Source organism: Streptococcus oralis, from assembly GCF_016127915.1.
In the GTDB taxonomy this organism is placed as follows: Bacteria; Bacillota; Bacilli; order Lactobacillales; family Streptococcaceae; genus Streptococcus; species Streptococcus oralis_BO.
In genome coordinates this window covers 34903-55887 of sequence record NZ_CP066059.1, presented here as the reverse complement: position 1 = coordinate 55887, position 20985 = coordinate 34903, and the positions used below count along the sequence as shown (strand labels likewise).

The window sequence follows — 20985 nt, the reverse complement described above, 5'->3', positions numbered from 1 at the left end:
AAACAGCAGTCCAAAATGATAATATTTCCATAAACCAAAAAAGGACATCTATATCAAGACATCCTGTGTATTTTACACTAAATCACGTAAAATATTCAAAAGTAATTCTGTTGATTCTTCCAGCTCTTCTGTAGTATAGCTGTTATTTTGATTTTCTGGATGATGAATGATATTGCGAATTAAAGTTGGAAGAGTTTTTTGCTCTTGCTGAATATTCCCGTTTTTTAATAAACGATGATAATCTTTATCTTGAGTTACTCCTTTATCTACAAGCCATTTGTCGAATTCTTTCTCGAAGTAATTCTTTTCATCCTCATCAATCGCTTTTGCTTGTATAAATCCATATAGTTCATTGTGAAATTCCACGCTATTTACTCCAAAAGCAATGTAGTTTATTTCTCCTATTGTCGGTGTGGTAGTTCCGAATAAATTTAATTCCCGCTTATCCGATACAAAATTCACCCCGTCATCATTCTTGGAAAAAATATTGATTTGCTGAGTTCTACAGTCAAACTTTTTTAACAGGTAAGGAGAATGAGTCGTAATAAAAACTTGATATTTTTCAGAAATTTTATTGAGTGAGTCGATAAGTTTATCTTGCGCTTTAGGATGTAAAAATGTCTCAGGCTCATCAATAAAAAACATAATTGGCTTAGATAATTTTTCCTCTTCATTATCAAGCACACCAGCATAAACTTGAATTAAGCTTAAAGCTAATGCCCGTTGCATTCCAGTACCTTTTTCTGAAACAGAAGTTGAAATACCATTATCCGAAAGGAGTAGAGTACCTGTCTTAAAGAAATTATTAATTTCGGGCAATCCAAAATTAAATTTAACTTCACCATCTCCGTATTGATCTTTTAGTACTTTGGAAATTTTAGTCGCAGTCCCCTCAAGAATTCTGCCCAATCTCTCATCTCCAAAAGCCTTTTTATGGGCTCTTTGAAAATTTTTCCAAGTAACTCCTTTTTGAAAATTTTCTGTTATGCCATTAATTATTTTACCTATTATTTTGGTCTTACCAAAATCTTGATAATCTTCATTCTTTATATCCGAATATACAAACTGAGCATCAAATAACGCAGTAATTGTTTTATCAATGCCTGTGGGGTTTTCAAACCTCTTTATCTCATCTTCCTCGGTTGAATTCGGATTATAAACCCTTACTTTTGTACTGGTTTTTTGCCTTGTGTCACTTCACATTCCTGAGACGACCTTAAAACCCTAAGACTATACGTACCATCTTCATTGTCGATTACATATTCACTGTATTTATTCAGATTTAGATTTTCATCATTAACTATTTCACTGAGATCCGCGCCTTTGAATTCAAGTTCAACAGATATATTTTCATCCTCAAGGCCCTGAGTTATAAAATCTAACTTGTTTGTTCCACTCTGAATGAATTCAATCGCCTTAAAAATTGTCGTCTTACCACAGTTATTGTTTCCTACGAAAAAATTCACACCTTCTGAGAATTCAATAACATGCTCTCCTTTAAAACTCTTAAAGTTTACTAGTTTAATTTTAGAAATAAACATTTTCTTATCTCCTACTCACGTTATGTATTAAAGTGTTCGTAGCTGTTCCTTAACCTCATTCTTACTGACAGTCTCGTTGAAGAACGGCAAGCCGACAATGCGATAACGGTCATCATCAACCAAGGTTCTTGCCTCGTCTCGCTCAGAAATTTGATGTAAAAACTCTTGCTTCCAGCCTTCCTTACTATTTTTGAAAGTATTATCCGCATCCAAGAATTGACTTCCTTTTGGTTCAATGAAAATTTGCCATGAAACATTACCTATTTCCTTGTCGTTCGCAAACATTAGAAAATCTGGTTCAAATGGTTTCCCTTTGTCAAAACTATAAATTTTCACAGCTTTTTCATTTCTAAGAAGGTATATATCTGTCCATTTTTCTTCTAGTTCTGCCATGACATCTTGGAGAGCCTTAATTAAGTATTTTTCTTCATTCGTTCCATAATTGTCATCATAAGCATACCAATCTAGCGCATCTAAATTGACATAAATCCTATTATTCGGATCTTTTTGCGATAGTCCCATTTCTTTATCACTACCAGATTGAATGGTGTATTTACGCAGGATAGTATCTGCGAACAAGTCTTTGATCTTATACTGTTCAAATTTTTCAGAACCAAAGTATCGCTCTTCGGTCGCAATTAAATCTTTTTCAATGTGATGGAGAAGTTTTTCCGTGATGTATAGTTTATCGTCTGGAGTTAAATCCTCCACTAGTTTGCACTGAGACTCCACTCGCATATCAATATCTGAAAGCATATCGATAAATCCAACAACATTTGACAATCCTACAAAGGCTCTCTGTAGATTATCGAACGAGAACTTTTTATTGCGATTGATAGCCGTTCTGACAATATTGTTGCTGATAACTTTGCCGAATTTGAAGGTAATCGCCTCTAATGATTCCGAAACATAATTTCCATCATCAAATGCCTCAATATCTCGCACACCGTGGGTTGGGAGTTTGACTTCGAAAGATTTGGGGATGAAATTCGTATCAAATAGACTTCCTTGACGTTGTTCAAGTAGCTGCTCATAAGAGAGGCGTTTATTCATCCAAACGACGCCATCTGTGTAGGTTCGAGTTTTCTTGAAAGACTCCTTAAGTTTGAGCTCACGTTCTTCCAGATTTTGGTCATCATAAATCCCAGATTCGCGCAAGACTTGCTTGAGTTCTGAAATATAGCGAGGGTTGTTCGCAGAATGATAATGAAGTTGTTCAATCACTCGAAGTTCGTTGTTTTCATTCTCATCAAACTTTCGAGTGTATTTTTCATCAAAATTATCTCCAATCACAAAAGGATAATAACGAGCACCACGGCCAATCAACTGCTTCTCGGTATTGGTGGTTTTCCCAGCGACAAATCCGTTTTTTGTAGTCTTACCATCACGGGTGTCATAAAGACGGACGATATCGAAAAGATTGAGAACGTCCCAGCCTTCATTAAGCATATCCACGGCAAAGATCGCACGGATTTCATTTGTTGGTTGTTCCAAGGTATTGAGGAGAGTGAGGCTGTCTTTGTTCTTGTTTTTCCCGTCCACTAATAGCAGACGTTCTTTTCGAAAATCTTCCTGAAGCTCTGCAATCAAGTCAGCATCAGAAATGCCAACTGTCTCTAAGTAAGCAAACACTTTTTTTAAGATACTGGATTTTTCATCCATTTCTGAAACAAGCTCACGTTGCGCTTGAATATCTGCTGGAGTAAGATTTTCGAGCAAGCTTAAAAAAGCATCTAAGTTTTCTTGGCTCTCAGCAATCTTCTGCGATTTGAACATAACCAAAGGTTTCAGATTGATGCCATTTTTTAGCGCTATTTTCTTGCGATATTGGCTGATGATAATAGCCTGCAACATACGATTATTGATTTCGCCATCCACCAGATGAAAGAGAACATCTTTTGAATATTTATCCAGTCGAAATTCCTTCAAATCATATTTGAAAAGTAAGGATTTTTCGTACTTTTGAGCTAAGGTTGGATTTGTTAGGTCAATCGTTGCCGTAAACTCAAAAATACTGGATTTTTTAGCGGTGTTCTGGATAGCTTCAATGGTAGACGTCCAGCTAGTGTTGTCTTTTTTCTCGTTTGTATCCAATCCAGCATTCAAGTGATGGGCTTCATCCGCCAACATGACAACAGAAATATCCTTGAACTGCTCATAAGACAGACGATTTTCTCGTGGCGTATTCAGGTCTTGGTGGAGTTTTTGGATGGTGGTGAAAACGATATTGATACTATCTTCGCGACTATCTGAAAAATCCATCACTTCACGAACTGTCACGATTTGCCCGTCCATGACAATCTTGTCCGCAAAAAGGTACTTACCAGAAGAGCTCTCCAAGAAATTATCCTTGGTTTTGGTAAGAATATTGTCGTTATTGACAAAGAAGATGAAGTTTCGCTCGCCTTGCTGGTACTTTTCCAAGATAACCGCCGCCATCAAAAGCGTCTTCCCAGAACCAGTCGCCATATTGTAGAGGACTTGCTCTGGAATCGCACGATTTTCATCTGATTTATAGTATAAATAGCGTCCAATCGCTTCCTCTTGATAAAGACGCAAAGAGTGTTTCAGGTTTTTAGTAATGTAATCTGGCAAATCTACTCGAAAGTTTTTGAAGCCTGACCGACTGACCGTATCATAAGTTTCGTAAATGAAAGTCATAGCTTACTGTTCCTTTCCGTAGAAAGCATGATTGAGCTTTTTATCTTGAGCGGAAATCCCGTAATCAATATCGTCAATATCCGAGTAATTCACGTAAAGATTGTTATTATCAATAATCTCAAACATAATTTGCTTTTGTTCTGCTAAGGAAAGCTTTTCGAATTCATTTGCTTTCAGTTTTTTAGGGTCAATGCGATAAGATAAGAAGGAAGATTTTTTCGCAAGCTCAAACAGTTCTAATAATTCTTCTGTCGTTATCGCTTGGATAATGGCATTTTTGAAGTCTTGAGCATCGTTTTTCAATTCAGCATAGACAAAACTTCCACCACCAGTCCAATTGACATCTTTTGAGATTCCCGTTTGCTCACCATTAATTACATTTTTGAGACGATTAACAACTAGTTCTTCAATATAATCCATCTGCTCAATACCAATATACTGACGGTTCATCTTGTGAGCAACTGCAGCTGTTGTTCCACTCCCCAAATGATAGTCGAGAACTACATCTGATTCCTTTGTTGACATTTTTATTATTCGCTGAAGAAGTTTTTCAGGCTTTTTGCCATTAGGTAATTGAACTCCTCCTTCGTTTGCTATCGCTCCTGTTGTTTTTATATCTTGCCAAAAATCGCATGGATTTTTGAAAATATTCGAATCTGCAAAAATAACTTGTAGCCGTGGTTGCTTCGTTTCTCGGTTAAATTCTGTAATATAATAAAAAATTGTTTTTTTCTTAGACAGTGCTGAAGCCAATTGTTGGTCTGGTATACTTTCTAAAGACTTAACAATCTTAGCATAACCAGAAGAGCCTGCAGTTTTGACGATTCTATAACTGTTTTCAAACAACCAATTGTTTTTATCATCCTCGTCTTTAAAGTTCATCTCCTTTATCTTATCAGATAAAGACACTTTTATAACATCTCTAAGTATTTCGTTAGCTTCAAACACTTCTTCATCACTATTTTCATCCTGAGTTTCAATATCTATTAATCTTTGCCTATCAGTAATAGAAAAATTCTCCAAAAATATATTATTTTCATTATCCCAAGTATCTACTCGATACTTATCTATTTCATTGAATTCTCTAAAACCTTCTTTTTTGTACAATAAAATATATTCTTTTAGTTTAGGCATTCTAGATTTAGCGTGATTCATTTTTACACCACTTGCTTCACTCATTTTTACAGCAATACAATTTATAAAATTTTCACTACCAAAAATCTCATCCATCATAACTTTTAAGTATGCTTGTTCATTATCATCGCATTGTACAAATATTAAGCCATCTATTGACAGTAGCTTTTTTGAAATTATTAATCTATTTTTCATAAAAGTTAACCACGATGAATGATTAAAACTATCATTATATCTGAAACTATCATTCCCTGTATTGTAAGGAACATCAATATAAATCAACTTAACTTTTCCAGCAAAGCGTTTTTTCAAACTATGCAAAGCGATAAGATTATTCCCTTTAATGATAAGATTATCAGTATCTTTTATCTCTTCCACGTTATGCTCGCCAGTTTCGTCATAGCGTTTAAAGTTGGTCAAAACCTTATCATCCAGTAAACGATTAATTTCCGTTGGTGCAAGCGTTTCGTTAAAGAAAATCTCTTGACGTTTAGCATCATCCTTAGTCTGTCCACCCTCAAGTATGCAATCTTTGTATGGAAAATTCAATACAACATCATTGTTTTCAGACAGGTACTTCTCACCTGTCGCTAACCCAATTTTAGTTTTATACGCGGTAAAGCTATCTGGTAAGAACTCCTTGTTGTTGAGAAACTGTAAAAAGACATCCTTCTTAAAGACGAGAATACCTGTCTCCAGCTTAGAAAAGAAGTGATTAGAGATTTTTTCATCACTCATCAAGATATTAAGAAGTTCAGGATTATATTGTCTTGCAAGCACTGCTAATTTATTCTTATTGATCACACCTTCCACCATAAAGGTGTCATTTTGTGCCAGAAGGTGTTCCAGTTCTTGTTTCATATAAAGTTTACCTTTCAGTTATAATTTAGCGAAGGACTGATAGGATTCCTTTATTATATTCATAATAAAGGAAGGGTACCCTTCGGGTTTTTCAAATTTTTCTGATTCTATTATAGCATATTTTGAGTCAGTTCTCACAATCTTCTTGTTGCTTACGAACTTCCAATTTCTTCAAAAAACTAGAGAAAGAATCAAGCTATCTCTTTTTAATAATTTTAAGTTAGAATGGAAGCAAGTTGATGAGAAAAACTTTGAGATTTTTCATGATTCGAGTAACGATAAAATTCCTAAGATGCACTTGTCTGCTTGAATATTCAGATGAAGTAAAATCTTTGAAGGTAGCAATCAACCATATAACCTGTAATATACTTTCCCCAATAATCCACACTCTACAACACCATTGTCTGCCCATATATCGGATTTTTCTCCTCAAGATACTCTTTCAATTCGAATTTGGAAATTTATTTCCAGACTGTAAATTTTACATAAAAAAGCTGGACTTCCTTAACAAACAGAGTAATCCTTCTCGAGTATTAACAAATTAATTAGTAAAGAAATTATGAACGACTATAACGTTAAACAGAATTAGTCAAACTTGGCATGTTTTTACCTCTTTGATTATCAAAATAATCCCTTTTCCACAAAATAATAGTATAATAGAGGTAGAATGTAGAAAAGAGGTAGGCCCATGGCTGTTAAATTTACAAAAACCGATGACTTGGACAAGATGTTTGAGGAATTCGCCAAACTTCCTGACTTAACACAAGTCACTTTTCCAGATGACAATGACAAAAAAGAAAAAGTTGAGAAGAAAAAATAGATGACTGTTTTCCAATCTCTTCCTCCTAGCATCTTACAAGCGGGGGCTATTTTTCTCTCCATCATGATTGAAGCCCTTCCTTTTATCTTGATTGGGAGTCTCATTTCGGGATTGATTGAGGTCTATATCACGCCTGATAAAGTTTATGAGTTTCTTCCTCGCAATCGTTGGGGAAGGATCTTTTTTGGTACCTTCATTGGCTTCCTTTTTCCATCCTGCGAGTGTGGAATCGTTCCGATTATCAATCGTTTTCTGGAAAAGAAAGTCCCCAGCTACTCAGCCGTTCCCTTTCTGGTAACTGCTCCTATCATCAATCCTATCGTTCTTTTCGCTACTTATTCTGCCTTTGGTAATTCCTTAAAAATTACCTTCTTGCGAGCTCTGGGAGCCATTGTAGTTGCTTTGGTTCTGGGTGTTTTTCTAGGATTTTTCTGGAAGGAACCAATTCAAAAAGAGAATCCTATTGCTTGTCATGAACATGACTTTTCACACTTGACTCCCGCTAGAAAAGTCTTTCAGGTCTTTATACAGGCTATTGACGAGTTTTTCGATATGGGGCGTTACTTGATATTTGGGTGTCTCTTTGCTGCTATCGTGCAAGTCTATGTCCCGACTCGGATCCTCACCTCTATCAGTGCTAGTCCAGTCCTTGCGATTCTCTTGCTCATGTTTCTTGCCTTTCTCCTTTCCCTCTGTAGTGAGGCGGATGCCTTTATCGGTGCTTCTCTCCTCTCGAGCTTTGGTCTTGCTCCTGTTCTTGCCTTTCTGGTCATCGGCCCCATGCTCGATATCAAAAATCTCCTCATGATGAAGCACTATCTCAAAGCGCGCTTCATCTGGCAATTCATGTGCATCGTGACAGTTCTTGTCTTGCTTTATTCTTACATGATAGGAGTGATGCTATGATTCGATTTATCATTTTACTGGGCTATTTTGGCCTAACTCTGTATCTGCAGCTATCTGGCAAGCTCAGCCACTACATCAACCTCCACTATTCCTATCTAGTCTATATCTCCATGGTCCTTTCTCTTCTGTTGGCTCTGGTCCAATTCTACATCTGGATTAAGAAAATCAACTCTCACAATCATATGGAAAGTCGTCGAGCTAGACGAATCAGCATCCTGTTACTGTCACTACCTCTATTGATTGGAGTTGCCTTTCCAACAGTAAGTTTGGACTCGAGAACCGTGTCTGCTAAGGGATATCATTTCCCACTTACTGAGGGAATCAACACAGCCATTCAGGCAAGCGAAGGAACATCCAGTCAATACCTCAAACCCGATACCAGTACCTATTTTTCCAAATCTGCTTATGAAAAGGAAATGAGGGCTACAGCTGACAAATACCTCGCCCAGCCAACCATTCAGGTTACAGATGAAAACTATATGGAGGTCATGGAAGTTCTCTATGACTACCCTCAAGAGTTTGAAGGAAAGAAAATCGAGTTTACAGGCTTTGTCTATAACGATCCTAGCCATCCAGATAGCCAGTTCCTCTTTCGCTTTGGAATCATCCACTGCATTGCCGATTCTGGTGTATATGGACTCTTGACAAAGGGGAACTCACGCCAGTATCCTGACAATACCTGGATCACCGCTAGAGGAACCCTGACCCTCCACTACCATAAAGAACTCAAACAAAAACTCCCAACACTAGAAGTTGAGAGTTTCACAAAAGTAGACAAACCAGAAAATCCTTATGTCTATCGTGTGTTTTAATAAAAAGTAGCCTGAAAAGGCTATTTTTTATTATTCAGTAAGTTTCTAACCTCTTGAGCACCAATCTGGTCGCCTGCCTTTTCAAAAAGAGCGATAGCTTGTAAAAAATTTTCATGTGATTCTTCAGCATTTTGTATCGAACCAATCTCTCCTAAACCTCTATAGGCACAAGCTTGGGCAATCAAATCATCTGTTTGCAAAGCTTGTTTTAAGGATTGTTCCATATACATGAATGCTTCTACTACTTTCCCTAGCTTTAATCGTAAATAACCTTGCTCATAATTGTTAATAGAAGATTTGAGAGAATCCTCTGTAAAAGCTTTTTCAATGATTTTTTGCTCTTTTTCGATATAGAAAAGGGCCGTTAGAAATTCATTCATTTCACGATAAACCATGGCTAACTGATGATAGCCTATATGTTCATGTTCTGGGTCACTTTTAGTTCGTGCTAAGTCAATGTAACGCTGATAGATACCTAAGCACTCGTTGTATTTTTGCTCTTCAAGATAAATATACCCCATCAAATTTAACAAACTAAAATCTGTGCAAGTTTCCAATAAAAAATCAGCTTCAACTAATTTTTTAGCCTCATTAATCTTACCCTCAAACAATAAATCCCATGCTTGATTCATACATATCCTCCTGCTTCTTACGTTGTATAGAAATCTATTGACAAATCGCTATCAGACTCGTATTTTTTCCAAGCTAAACTGAAGCCATAATAATCTTCAAATTCAGGGTGCCAGTCATAATAAAGTGGGACACGACTATACTTTCTCGCTACAACTTCGTCTTCAAATTCTGGAGACTCCCCTGCAGTAATACCAAATTGAAGACCATTTAGTTCCCAGCTATTGCCCCAAACGTTTTCATCAGAGAGAACATCGATCCATCTAGAAGCATCAATATCAAAATCTGCACATAATTCCAGTTCATAGAATCTTCTACAGTTAATCTCTGAAGGTTTTATATAAAGGGAGCTATCAACTTGGTATTTTTTATCTTTGACTTGAATCTGTGTGATTTTCATTGGAATCGGAACTCCATTTAATTCTAACCAGAAATATCCTAAAGGAGTTTTGATACTATAATATGTTTGCTGAGAGTTGGGGTTAGCGTTTTTGGAGCAAGCATCGAGAATTCTTCCCAGCTTTATTATATTTCTACAAACGTTTTTCGAAGTGATTGGGTCGAAATGTGAATACCTACGAATGACACGTTTTAACCTTTCAACAGGAAAAGTGATATCCTTTGGTAGGGCATGATACTTCTGTACAACTAAAGCAGTTTTTTCAGTATTTTCCTTCCCCACTGGGACAACAACAGCGTGTCCTATATGGATATTCAGATCATCACAGATATAAGTATAACCATTCCCTCCCTCCTGAAACTCGACCACTACAAGATTTAACTCTTGAACCGGATCAAAGAGAGGTTCAAGTTCAACCATTTCTGCTTCTTGGCGCTCATAAAAAGTAAATCGACCACCTTCTCCGTCTTCGCCAAAAACCATAAAACTACCACACTCAGGGCACTTCCACATATAAAATGATGCTTCAGAAATATCATCATAAGAAATTTTATTATGGTCGTCAGCTTTATTTATGATGTCTTCAAACAACTCATCCGAATAAACTGAATAAGCATTTGGATCGGGCGCTTGGTGATCATTCATTGCTTGCCCACATTTACATGTCCATTTCCCCATAAACAACCTCAGTCATGCCCTAATTCTTCAAGGAAAAATTGATTGAGAGCTTTCCAGTCTTTCTTTTTCTCTGTAACACTTTGAACGTAAGTATCCAGTTCTTGGATATTATCTAAAATATAATCTTGAATTGGCATTATCGGATCAATTTCCATACCTTCAGGCCCATTTATCTTAATGTCTAGCAATCTTGAAACATGCTCTTTCATCTCATCAGGAAGCAATTCTTTGACTAAATCATCAAACAAAATCGGTGGAACAGAATGGTATTTTTCAATCCAGCGACAGGCTAAAATAGGACGCAGCGCATAGAAATACTTTTTAGGTTTGACCTTGTCTCCAGAAAGATACTTATTCATTTGAGTTCTTGCAGTGTTCAAGTAATGATGGAGCATTTTTTTCTCAGAAAAATACTGGTTGGCAAGTGGACGTATGCGCTCAATAAAATCCGTTTGTTGATAAACAATTGGTGACTGTAACCATTCAAATAGTGTTGGATTTGACTTATAAAGGAGTTTTAAAGTCTTGTCTAAATCCCAGCCACTCACATCCCAAGTATCGTCAATTGGTAGCTCGATAACATCGCGCTGTTCATTCAAACGGAGATAAAAATCCTGCTTGTGTTTGTAGATAAATCGCACATCAAAGTCACTATCAGGAGACTCAAATCCCCAAGCACGACTACCAGACTCAATAGCCCACAAAACTTTGACACCATAATCACGCTCAATTTCTGCTAATTTTTCCGGTACCAGAACATTCATTTCTTCTTGCGTTTGCATAATAAAGCCTCGTCTATATTCTGAGCATAAGTAGATGCTAAAATAGGGAATTATGGGAACTAAAAAGAATTATATCACTCTTTCAAAACTACAATCAAATAAACTAAACCTTCTATAAGCTTATTCAGACGTTTTCTATACCTGAGCCCCTTGAATGACAGAATCTCCATCCTTCCAGTTTCGAGCAATCTCTTCGTCTTTCTGGAGTTGGTCAACCAGTTCCTCTACGGAGTCAAATTTGATCATATCGCGGACACGGTCCAGCCAGTAGACCATGACTGTCTCACCGTAAATATCGTCTGAAAAGTCGAAAATATTAACTTCAAAACGTGGTTCTTCTCCATCAAAGGTAACATTTTTTCCAACACTTGCCATTCCACGATATCTCTGACGTTGCACTTCGATATCAACTACATAAACACCGTCTGCTGGCATGTAAGTTCGGTCTCTTAGGACCAGATTGGCTGTTGGATAACCGATAGTACGCCCACGAGCATTTCCATGAACGACCATTCCACGAGATGGGAGTGGAGTGCCGAGCAGATGATTGACTTCCTTTACATCTCCATCAAGAATTGCCTGACGAATCCGTGTAGAACTAATCTTTCCCTTTTCGTCCTCGACCGGAGGAACAATGATGATCTCTCCATCAAAATAGTCCTTCAGTTCATCTGCAGTTTTCTTATCAGATCCAAAGGTATAGTCAAATCCTGCTACAATAATAGCTGGTTTTAAAGCTCGAACATAGGTATCAAAGAATTCTTGACCCGTTAAACTAGCAAATTTGCTACTGAAGTCAAGTAAGAATAGAGCCTCTACCCCATGCCACTTCATCTTGTGCTCCCGTTCTTCGTGATTGACGATATGGAGCATAAGCTCAGGTTGGTAAGGTTGCAAGGCAAGTTTTGGCGACTCTGTAAAGGTCATCACGACAACTGGCAGATAATCCTTCATAGAAGCCTTACTGGCCACTTCAAAAAGTTTCTGATGCCCCTTGTGGATGCCATCAAAATAACCTAGTACAAGGACTGTATTACCTGGTACTGCAATATCTTTTTCGTTCTTAATAGGTACTGTTGTAATCATGAAACTATTATATCATAGAGCAACTCTTTTCGCTAAGAGGAAATCCCAAATGTCATTTTTTGCGCCTGAACTGACCGTAAGAGAAAATTTAGCACTTTAGTTTTTAAAAATAGCACCTCCTAAGAGATGCTATCGTTTGGTAACTAGTCTATTGTTTCTTCTAAATCTTTTAACTTAACCGAAACAATCTTAGACACACCTGATTCTTGCATGGTAACTCCGTAGATAGAGTCCGCTGCCGCCATCGTCCCCTTGCGGTGGGTTACGACGATAAACTGACTATCCTTGTCAAAGCGGTTGAGGTAATCCCCAAAACGTTTAACATTGGCTTCGTCCAGCGCAGCCTCTACCTCGTCCAAGATAACGAAAGGAATGGTCTTAACTCGGATGATTGAGAAGAGCAGAGCCAGAGCAGATAGGGCTTTTTCACCACCACTCATGAGGTTGAGAGATTGGATTTTCTTACCTGGTGGTTGGACAGAAATCTCCACACCAGCTGTTAAAAGATCGCCCTCAGTCAATATCAAGTCTGCCTGACCACCGCCAAACATCTGTCTAAAGGTCACTTTAAAGGACTCACGAATAGCCTCAAAGGTTGATTTGAAGCGTTCCTTAACCTCATCATTCATCTCTGCGATGGTCTCAAGGAGTAGATTTTTCGCAGACAAAATATCATCTCGTTGGCTATTGAGGAAGTCCAGACGGTTGTGAACTTCTTCGTACTGGTCAATAGCATCCAAGTTGACAGGACCCAGCGAGCGAATAGCCTTCTCTAAATCCTTAACCTCTTGCTCCGCCAGAGTGAGATTTTCCAGTTTATGAGCCTTTTCTAGCGCCTCATTATAGCTGATCTGGTACTGGTCTGTTAACTGACCTTGTAGATGGCGCAAGCGTTCGCTGACCTTTTCCTTCTTAGCTTCAGCACGTGTTTGCTTGCGAATCCACTCTTCATTCTGCTGGCGAGCCTGGTCCAAATGACTGGCAATATCATCTAGCTGACCTTCAATATCATCCAACTCAAACTGCTTGCGAATCAGACCTTGTTGGAGGTTTGTTTTCTGAGTTTTGGCCTCTTCCTCCTGCTGACTTAGCAAATCCGTATCCACTTTCTCAAGATTATCAACCTTTTCTTGGAGGAGGCGCTGGATTTCCTCTTGCTCGATATCCAGATTATCCAGTTCCTTACCTAAGCGTTCTATATCAGTCACTTCGTACCGTTTTTGTCCTTGCAGTTCTGACTTAAGCAAGCGCGCTTGAGAAATCTGTTCCTGCAAGTTTTGATAACGTTCTTGAATAGCGTTTTTGTTAGACTTAATCTCTTCAATCTCAGCTTCCAGATTTTGCTTTTCACTGGTGATAGTAGCAAGGCGCTCTTGGCATTTTTCCTTGTCCGCTTGCCAATCTCCTTCAGATAGGCGATTTAATTCCTCTTCTTGAAGTTTCCAAAGCGTTTCCAGTTCTTCGACCTGCTGATTGGTTTGTTGATAAGCAAGGTACAAGCCTTGCTCCTGAATACGAGCTTGCTCACCTTGAGATTTGATAGCTTCTAATCTTTCTGTTAATACTACCATCTCATCTTGCAAGGTCTTCAAAGTCGCTTCTTCTGACCGCAAGTCAGCTTCTTCTTCAGCAATTTCTTTTTGTAATTGCTCCAGCTCTGGCTTGATGAAGATACTGTTATTCTGGCGATTGGCACCACCCGCGTAGGAACCACCAGTACGCAACTCTGTCCCATCCAGTGTCACCATACGAACCTGGTAACGAACTTGACGAGCGGCTGCACGCGCATGTTCTACAGTATCAAAAATTGCTGTCGTTGCTAACAAGTTTTTGAAAATAGCTTCTAGTCTCTTGTCAAACGACACCAACTCATCTGCCATGCCAAGGAAGCCTGGACTTGCTGCGATAGCATCTTGATTCTGACTAGAAATCGCACGAGCCTTGATAGTCGTCAACGGAAGAAATGTTGCACGACCGGCTCTGTTGCGCTTAAGGAAATCAATAGCCTTAGTCGCCGCGTTCTCATCTTCTACGATGATGTGCTGACTACTTGCTCCAAGCGCAATTTCTAGGGCAGTTTGATAATGAACATCAAAAGTCAAATGCTCACTGACTGCACCAATAATCCCACCTAGGCGGTCTTTTTCTTGGAGAACACTCTTAACACCTGCGTAAAAGTTACTATGATTTCTAAGAATATTCTCTAAACTCTGGGCCCTAGCCTGCTTGTTTTTGAGACTATCCAGACGGTCAAAGAGTTGGCTCTGCTGAGCTTGGTAAGAAACTTTCTGCTCCTCTTGCTCCTTGGCACTAGCTTGGTAGTCAGCCAATAATTTCTGAACCTGCTCCTTGGCAGTTTCAAGCTCAGTTTTTTGCTGACTTGCTTTCTCTTTAGCTGTAGCCAGTTGTTCTTTCAATTTCTCAAGTTGATCTGCTTGTTTTTGAGATAGTTGACGGCTGTTCTCCAGTTCATTCTCGATGCGGGTCAGTTGGTTTGAGACATCCGCTTCTTCTTGTAAAAGAGAGACAAAGCGTTCGCGCAAGAGCTCAATCATCTGGTCAGGATTATCTGAAAAAGCTAGCAATTCTGCTTCTAAACGATTGAGTTCCTTGTTATTTTCAGCTAGACTTTCCTCTAACTGTGCCAAGTTCGCTTCTTTTTCAGCCTTCTCTGTACTTAGAGTCTTTCTCTTATCTTCCAAAGCAGTCAAACGGGCTTGTGCTTCTTGTTGATTGAGGGCTACTTGCTCGGACTCCAGTTTTGATAGGGCTAATTTTCGTTCTAAATCACTTATCAGATTCGTCAGATCCATCAAACTTCCTTGGTCTTTGGACATTTGAGCTTGGAGATCTTGGCGTTTCTTTTTAAGACTTTGATTTTCTTCTTCTAACTCTTCACGCTTTTGATAATAACTAGTCAAAAGTTCCTGAACCTGAGTTAGTTCTTCTTCCGTCAGCTCTAGTTCAGCCTTGTTTTCCTTGATCTGAGCGACCAAAACATCCAAGTAAATAGCCTTGCGTTGACCATCCAAGTCTAGAAACTTACGAGCATTCTCGGCTTGTTTTGCAAGGGGCTTGATTTGATTGTCCAACTCATAGATAATATCCTCTAGACGGTCTAGGTTGTCCTGAGTTTGTTGCAGTTTGCTCTCTGTTTCTTTTCTACGAGTTTTGTACTTTAAAACTCCAGCAGCTTCTTCAAAAATGGCACGGCGTTCCTCTGGTTTGGAGTTAAAAATCTCCTCAACCTTCCCTTGTGAGATGATGGAGAAGGAATCTCGTCCCAATCCCGTATCCAAAAAGAGATCGTGAACATCACGCAAGCGGACTTTCTTGCCATCAATTCGATACTCGCTATCACCACTACGATAGATATGACGTTCTACCTTAATGACTTGCCCCGCATCCTTGATAAAACCATCTTCATTATCCAAGGTCACGACAACTGAAGCATAATTGAGTGGTTTGCGGCTTTCAGTTCCAGCAAAAATGACATCGGGCATCTTACCACCACGAAGGCTCTTAATACTGGACTCTCCCAAGGCCCATCGCAGACTTTCTGTGATATTTGACTTTCCAGATCCATTGGGCCCAACGACAGCTGTCACACCTTGATCAAAAACAACCTTGGTCTTGTCAGCAAAGGACTTGAATCCCTGAATCTCAATCTCCTTTAAATACATGAATCCAGCCCTTTCTCAACTGCATTTTTGGCGGCCTCTTGTTCTGCCAATTTTTTAGAACGGCCTTGGCCTTTTCCGATACTCTTGCCTTCAACCAGAACTTCTACATCAAAAACCTTATCATGAGCAGGTCCCGTTTCAGAGGTCACTTGGTAGCGAATATCCACATCGCCATTGACCTGGAGTAACTCTTGAAGGTGTGTCTTGTAATCCTTAATCATTTCAAAGTCACCTGCTTCAACCTTGGGAATCATGACCTGATAGATGAACTCTTTTACTCTAGCAACATCCTTGTCCAAAAGCAATGCTCCCAAAAAGGCTTCAAAGGCATCCCCAAGAATGGTGTCACGATTGCGCCCACCAGACTTTTCTTCCCCTTTTCCTAGCTTGATAAACTGATCAAACTGGCAATCACGCGCAAAACCAGCTAAACTCTCCTCACGGACAATCATAGCACGGAGTTTAGACAAATCTCCCTCTGGTTTCTTAGGATATTTTTTATACAGATATTCTGAAATCAATAATTGCAGAACAGCGTCTCCTAAAAATTCCAAGCGCTCATTGTGTGAAATTTTTAAGAGGCGGTGCTCATTGGCATAACTCGTATGAGTAAAGGCCGTTTCTAGTAAGTTTTTGTCTGCAAATTCGATTGCAAAACGCTTCTTTAGTACAGTTTGTAATTCTTTCATACCAACCTCTTTCTAACTGATCACAGTCCTTCTTATTATATCAAAAAAAGCCCCCTGAGTCACTTTAAAACGGGAGTGAAGGGGATTTGAACATTTTTTAGAACAAACTTTTCATTTTTAGGGGAAACTTGGGGCGAGATAAAGAAAAAAGCCTTATTTAAGGCTTTCATAGGCTATTTACATCCACCCTGAGGGAATCGAACCCCCATCTCAAGAACCGGAATCTTACGTGATATCCATTACACTAAGGGTGGAAACTTGTCTTATTATAACAGAAATTTGCTCTAATAACAAGTTTTTTATGGGTGGACTAAGCGTCCATTAGTGGGATGCATCCCCATTCCAGATAGAGTTTTTCACGATAACATAATCAACGTGTTTGAGGTCCGCAACCTTGCGTCCACCTGCGTAGGAAATAGCACTTTGCAAGTCCTGCTCCATCTCAGTAAGGGTGTCTTGCAAATGCCCTTTAGCAGGCAGTAAGATGCGCTTACCTTCCACATTTTTATATGCTCCTTTTTGATATTGAGAAGCTGAACCATAGTATTCTTTGAACTGTTCGCCATCAACTTCAATCGTTTTCCCTGGGCTTTCGATGTGTCCTGCAAAAAGGGAACCGATCATGACCATGCTGGCACCGAAACGGATAGACTTGGCTATATCACCATGAGTACGAATCCCACCATCAGCAATGATCGGTTTACGCGCAGCTTTAGCACACCAACGTAGGGCAGCCAATTGCCAGCCACCTGTACCAAAACCAGTCTTGACTTTGGTGATACAAACCTTACCAGGACCGATTCCAACCTTAGTAGCATCCGCCCCAGCATTCTCCAATTCACGTACAGCTTCTGGCGTCCCAACGTTACCAGCAATGACAAAAGTACCTGGCAATTCTTTCTTGATGTGTTGAATCATAGAAATCACGCTATCCGCATGACCGTGAGCAATATCAATCGTGATATACTCAGGAACATCTGCCTTGAGTTGGCTAACGAAATCATACTCGTAATCCTTAACACCAACAGAAATGGAAGCAATGAGCCCTTGATTATGCATGCGTTTGATAAAAGGAATGCGCCCAGCCTCGTCAAAACGATGCATAATGTAGAAGTAACCACCTTTAGCAAGCTGCTCTGCTACGTTCTCATCCAAAATCGTCTGCATATTTGCAGGTACAACGGGTAGTTTGAAAGTGTGATTTCCAAGTGTGACACTCGTGTCTGCTTCTGCACGGCTTTTAATGACACATTTATTAGGGATCAGCTGAATATCTTCGTAATCAAAAATTGGAAATTCATTTAACATATCGATGTCTCGTTTCTTTTGTAATGACCTACCTATGCTTGCGCATCCCTACGCCTTTTCCGACGTTTCCTTAATTAATTATAAACCAAAGTACAGTTTTTGTCAAATAATTTCAATTATAAAACAATAATGTTCGGTTTTTTTCTTGTAAAATAGAGAGAGAAAGAGGAGGGAATCTAATCTCTCCTCTTCTCCAATCTTAGTAATACTCACCTTGACGGTAGTCCCATGAGTTAAAGGTATCTGACAAGTGCATCATGATTTTATCAATGTCAAGTCCTTTACGGATCACAACTGGCGCTGGTGAAGTTGAACGTGCTCTTCCTTGTTCTGGGATTAGTTTGCCGTCTTTATCAACCATAGACACCATCACACCTTGCTCGTAGCGCGTTTCAATCGTTTTGTCAGGTTGGATAGATGCCACATAGTCGTCTGCTTCGATGACAAGGTCCACTGCTCCTTCGATACGTTCTCCGATACCTTCCACCTTACCACGATTTCCTTTTCCAGATGGGTTGGCTGATGAGGCATAGACCATTTTACCTTCTTCCCAAAGTTTAGCAGCCAACTGTTCACCAGCTTTACCAAATTTGATGACAAAACAGCTAGTACCACGAACGTCAGTCATGAGTTCTTCACGGCCATCACCGTATGCTTCGAGTTTTTCAAAAGCTTCTGGTTTCCATGGAAGGATACAACCAAGTAGGATGTCTTCATCCCAATGTTTTTGGTAGAAGGCTTCAATTTCTGGATTAAGTTGTGCTAAAGCACGAAGCTCATCCATGCTACCACAAAGTACAACACCTGGTTTGTTACGGTTACGTTCTTTAGCTTCAAATTTGCGTTCAAGACCTGCCTTATCGCTCGTCATGATAATGTAACCAACTTTTGTGGGGCAAACGATACATCCGCCCTCACCTTTTAAAATGTCATAGCCTTCTTGAGAAAGTGTTCCGTTCCATTGAATGTGTTTTGTCATAGTTCTATATTTCCTTTTCTATTTTTCTAATCCTGCCAGTAGGCCGGTCGTTGTTTTTCATAGGCAGCAATCAAATCTTCATACTGCAAAGTAATACCGATATCATCCAAACCATTTAAGAGCTTGTGTTTCCATTCGCTATCGATTTCGAAAGTGAATTCTCCAACTGGTGAGATGATTTTTTGTTTTTCCAAGTCTACAGTTACCTGGTCGGTCGGTTTTAGTTGGGCTAGCTTTTCTCTAACCTCCTTAGGCTGAACAATAGGCAACATGCCATTATTGAGTTCATTATTGTAATGAATGTCCCCGAAAGATCCTGCAATCACGACCTTAAAACCATAGTCGGCTAGAGCCCAAGCTGCGTGTTCTCTGGAAGACCCTGCCCCGAAGTTATCCCCTGAGATGAGAATGCTAGCTTTTCGATATTCAGGTCTGTTAAAGACAAAGTCTGGGTCCTCAGTATAGTTATCGTCCAGATAACGCCAAGCATACATGAGGTACTTACCAAAGCCTTTTTTATCAATTAACTTGAGAAACTGCTTGGGAAGGATTTGGTCGGTGTCGATATTATCATTCATGAGAGGAACGGTCGTTCCCGTATAAACTGTAAATTTCTCCATATCCTCTCCTTACTGGGCTTCTGGCATTTGCCGAACATCTACGAATCGACCTGCGATAGCTGCCGCAGCTGCCATGGCTGGACTGCAAAGATGGGTCTTAGCGCCAAATCCCTGTCTATCTTCAAAGTTGCGGTTACTGGTTGAAGCACAGTGAACTCCATCAGGTACCTTGTCGGGATTCATCCCTAGACACATGGAGCAACCTGGGTCTCTCCACTCAAAACCAGCATCTAGAAAGACTTTGTCCAAGCCCAACTTCTCAGCCGCTCGTTTGACAGGACGAGAACCTGGTACTACTATTGCTGTTAAGTTGGGTGCTATTTTCTTTCCTTTGACAAATCGCGCAGCCAGTTGCAAGTCACTGAGACGAGCATTGGTACAAGACCCGATAAAGATATAACCTAGTTCAATATCCGCTGGCTTTTGACCAGGCTCCAAGTCCATGTAATGATAAGCTCGTTCATCATTCATATCCTTAATTTCTGGAAAACTACTGTCAAAGTCAACGCCCATTGCAGGATTGGTGCCCCAAGTCACCATGGGAGCCAAGTCTGAGACATCCATCTGGATAACCTTATCATAAATAGCATCACTATCACTGACAAGGGTCTTCCAGTCGGCAACTGCCTCCTCGAAATCCTCTGGAACACATTCCCGTCCCTTGAGATAGTCATAGGTGGTTTGATCTGGGTTCATGATTCCCATCTTAGAGCCAAACTCGATGGACATATTGCAGATGGTCATTCGCTCTTCCATGGTCAGAGCATCAATCGCTTGCCCACGATATTCCACCACATAGCCTACACCACAAGCAACGCCGTACTTGGCAATCAAGGCTAAAATGTAATCCTTAGAATAAACTCCTTTTTGAGGAACACCAGTGAATTCTACCAGCATTTTCTTGGGTTTAACCTGCCAGAGGGTCTGGGTAGCAAAAACATGCTCGACCTCACTGGTCCCAATCCCAAATGCGATAGCTCCGAAAGCTCCGTGAGTAGCTGTGTGGCTATCTCCACAGACGATGAATTTTCCTGGTTGGGTCCGCCCTGTTTCTGGTCCAACCATGTGAACAATCCCCTGCTTTTCAGAACCGTGGGCCGCATGTTCAATCCCAAACTCCTCAACATTTTCAGCAAGCTTATCAATTTGAGCCTTAGAAATCACATCTCGAATATCGTAGATATTGACGGTCGGAACATTATGATCGAAAGTTCCAAATGTCAAGTCTGGCCGTCTCAATCTGCGACCTGCATCTCGTAATCCTTGAAAAGCTTGGGGACTAGTCACTTCATGAATATAGTGCTGATCCACGTACATGAGTTGGGGCTGCCCTTCTTCTCCTGTGATGACATGGTGGTCCCATAATTTATCAAAAATTGATTTTCCTGCCATCCA

The 20985-nt window shown here is 39.7% G+C and carries 15 protein-coding genes, 1 tRNA gene and 1 pseudogene; 3 read left to right on the top strand and 14 right to left on the bottom strand.

The features are described from left to right. Positions 1-72 precede the first annotated feature (72 nt). From I6H78_RS00250 to I6H78_RS00240, 3 genes and pseudogenes are all read right to left on the bottom strand, one after another. Positions 73-1541, bottom strand: a pseudogene (locus tag I6H78_RS00250) (AAA family ATPase). Between the two features lie 27 nt (positions 1542-1568). Beyond that, positions 1569-4202, bottom strand: a complete 2634-nt coding sequence (locus tag I6H78_RS00245) for a DEAD/DEAH box helicase family protein (protein WP_198459543.1) — start codon at positions 4200-4202, stop codon at positions 1569-1571. Between the two features lie 3 nt (positions 4203-4205). Then, positions 4206-6197, bottom strand: a complete 1992-nt coding sequence (locus tag I6H78_RS00240) for a DNA methyltransferase (RefSeq protein ID WP_000806988.1) — start codon at positions 6195-6197, stop codon at positions 4206-4208. Positions 6198-6885: 688 nt separating this feature from the next. On the opposite strand from I6H78_RS00240, the gene I6H78_RS09430 reads away from it, so the two are divergent. From I6H78_RS09430 to I6H78_RS00230, 3 genes are read left to right on the top strand one after another with little or no spacing between them, the layout of a single operon-like run. Continuing rightward, the gene (locus tag I6H78_RS09430) at positions 6886-7017 is read left to right on the top strand and encodes an SPJ_0845 family protein (protein ID WP_000268699.1); all 132 of its coding nucleotides are present in this window, start codon (positions 6886-6888) and stop codon (positions 7015-7017) included. Continuing rightward, on the top strand, positions 7018-7923 hold the full coding sequence (locus I6H78_RS00235; RefSeq protein WP_198459542.1) for a permease: 906 nt from the start codon (positions 7018-7020) through the stop codon (positions 7921-7923). Next, positions 7920-8735: a TIGR03943 family putative permease subunit gene (locus tag I6H78_RS00230; protein ID WP_198459541.1), complete on the top strand. Its 816-nt coding sequence runs from the start codon at positions 7920-7922 to the stop codon at positions 8733-8735. The genes I6H78_RS00235 and I6H78_RS00230 overlap by 4 nt, the downstream gene beginning before the upstream one ends. A gap of 20 nt (positions 8736-8755) precedes the next feature. On the opposite strand, the gene I6H78_RS00225 is transcribed toward I6H78_RS00230, so the two are convergent. From I6H78_RS00225 to leuC, 11 genes are all read right to left on the bottom strand, one after another. Further along, a complete protein-coding gene (locus tag I6H78_RS00225; RefSeq protein WP_198459540.1) occupies positions 8756-9367 on the bottom strand; it encodes a tetratricopeptide repeat protein in 612 nt (203 codons plus the stop codon). Positions 9368-9384: 17 nt separating this feature from the next. Further along, on the bottom strand, positions 9385-10443 hold the full coding sequence (locus tag I6H78_RS00220; protein ID WP_198459539.1) for a hypothetical protein: 1059 nt from the start codon (positions 10441-10443) through the stop codon (positions 9385-9387). 8 nt (positions 10444-10451) lie between these two features. Next, a complete protein-coding gene (locus I6H78_RS00215; RefSeq protein WP_198459538.1) occupies positions 10452-11225 on the bottom strand; it encodes a nucleotidyltransferase domain-containing protein in 774 nt (257 codons plus the stop codon). Between the two features lie 135 nt (positions 11226-11360). After that, positions 11361-12311, bottom strand: coding sequence for a bifunctional riboflavin kinase/FAD synthetase (locus I6H78_RS00210; protein ID WP_198459537.1), 951 nt, complete (start codon positions 12309-12311; stop codon positions 11361-11363). Positions 12312-12454: 143 nt separating this feature from the next. After that, complete coding sequence (gene smc, locus I6H78_RS00205; protein WP_198459536.1) at positions 12455-15994, bottom strand: chromosome segregation protein SMC; 3540 nt, start codon at positions 15992-15994, stop codon at positions 12455-12457. After that, positions 15985-16683, bottom strand: a complete 699-nt coding sequence (rnc, locus tag I6H78_RS00200; RefSeq protein ID WP_000661472.1) for a ribonuclease III — start codon at positions 16681-16683, stop codon at positions 15985-15987. Before rnc ends, smc begins: the two co-directional genes overlap by 10 nt. A gap of 182 nt (positions 16684-16865) precedes the next feature. After that, positions 16866-16937, bottom strand: a tRNA-Arg gene (locus I6H78_RS00195). 67 nt (positions 16938-17004) lie between these two features. Then, entirely contained in the window at positions 17005-17991 is a 987-nt protein-coding gene (locus tag I6H78_RS00190; RefSeq protein ID WP_198459535.1) for a GMP reductase, read from the bottom strand. A gap of 199 nt (positions 17992-18190) precedes the next feature. Next, positions 18191-18970 carry an L-threonylcarbamoyladenylate synthase gene (locus I6H78_RS00185; protein ID WP_198459534.1) on the bottom strand — a complete coding sequence of 260 codons (780 nt, stop codon included), beginning with the start codon at positions 18968-18970 and terminating at the stop codon, positions 18191-18193. A gap of 26 nt (positions 18971-18996) precedes the next feature. After that, entirely contained in the window at positions 18997-19590 is a 594-nt protein-coding gene (leuD, locus tag I6H78_RS00180; protein ID WP_198459533.1) for a 3-isopropylmalate dehydratase small subunit, read from the bottom strand. 9 nt (positions 19591-19599) lie between these two features. Continuing rightward, entirely contained in the window at positions 19600-20982 is a 1383-nt protein-coding gene (gene leuC / locus I6H78_RS00175) for a 3-isopropylmalate dehydratase large subunit (protein ID WP_198459532.1), read from the bottom strand. Positions 20983-20985 lie beyond the last annotated feature (3 nt).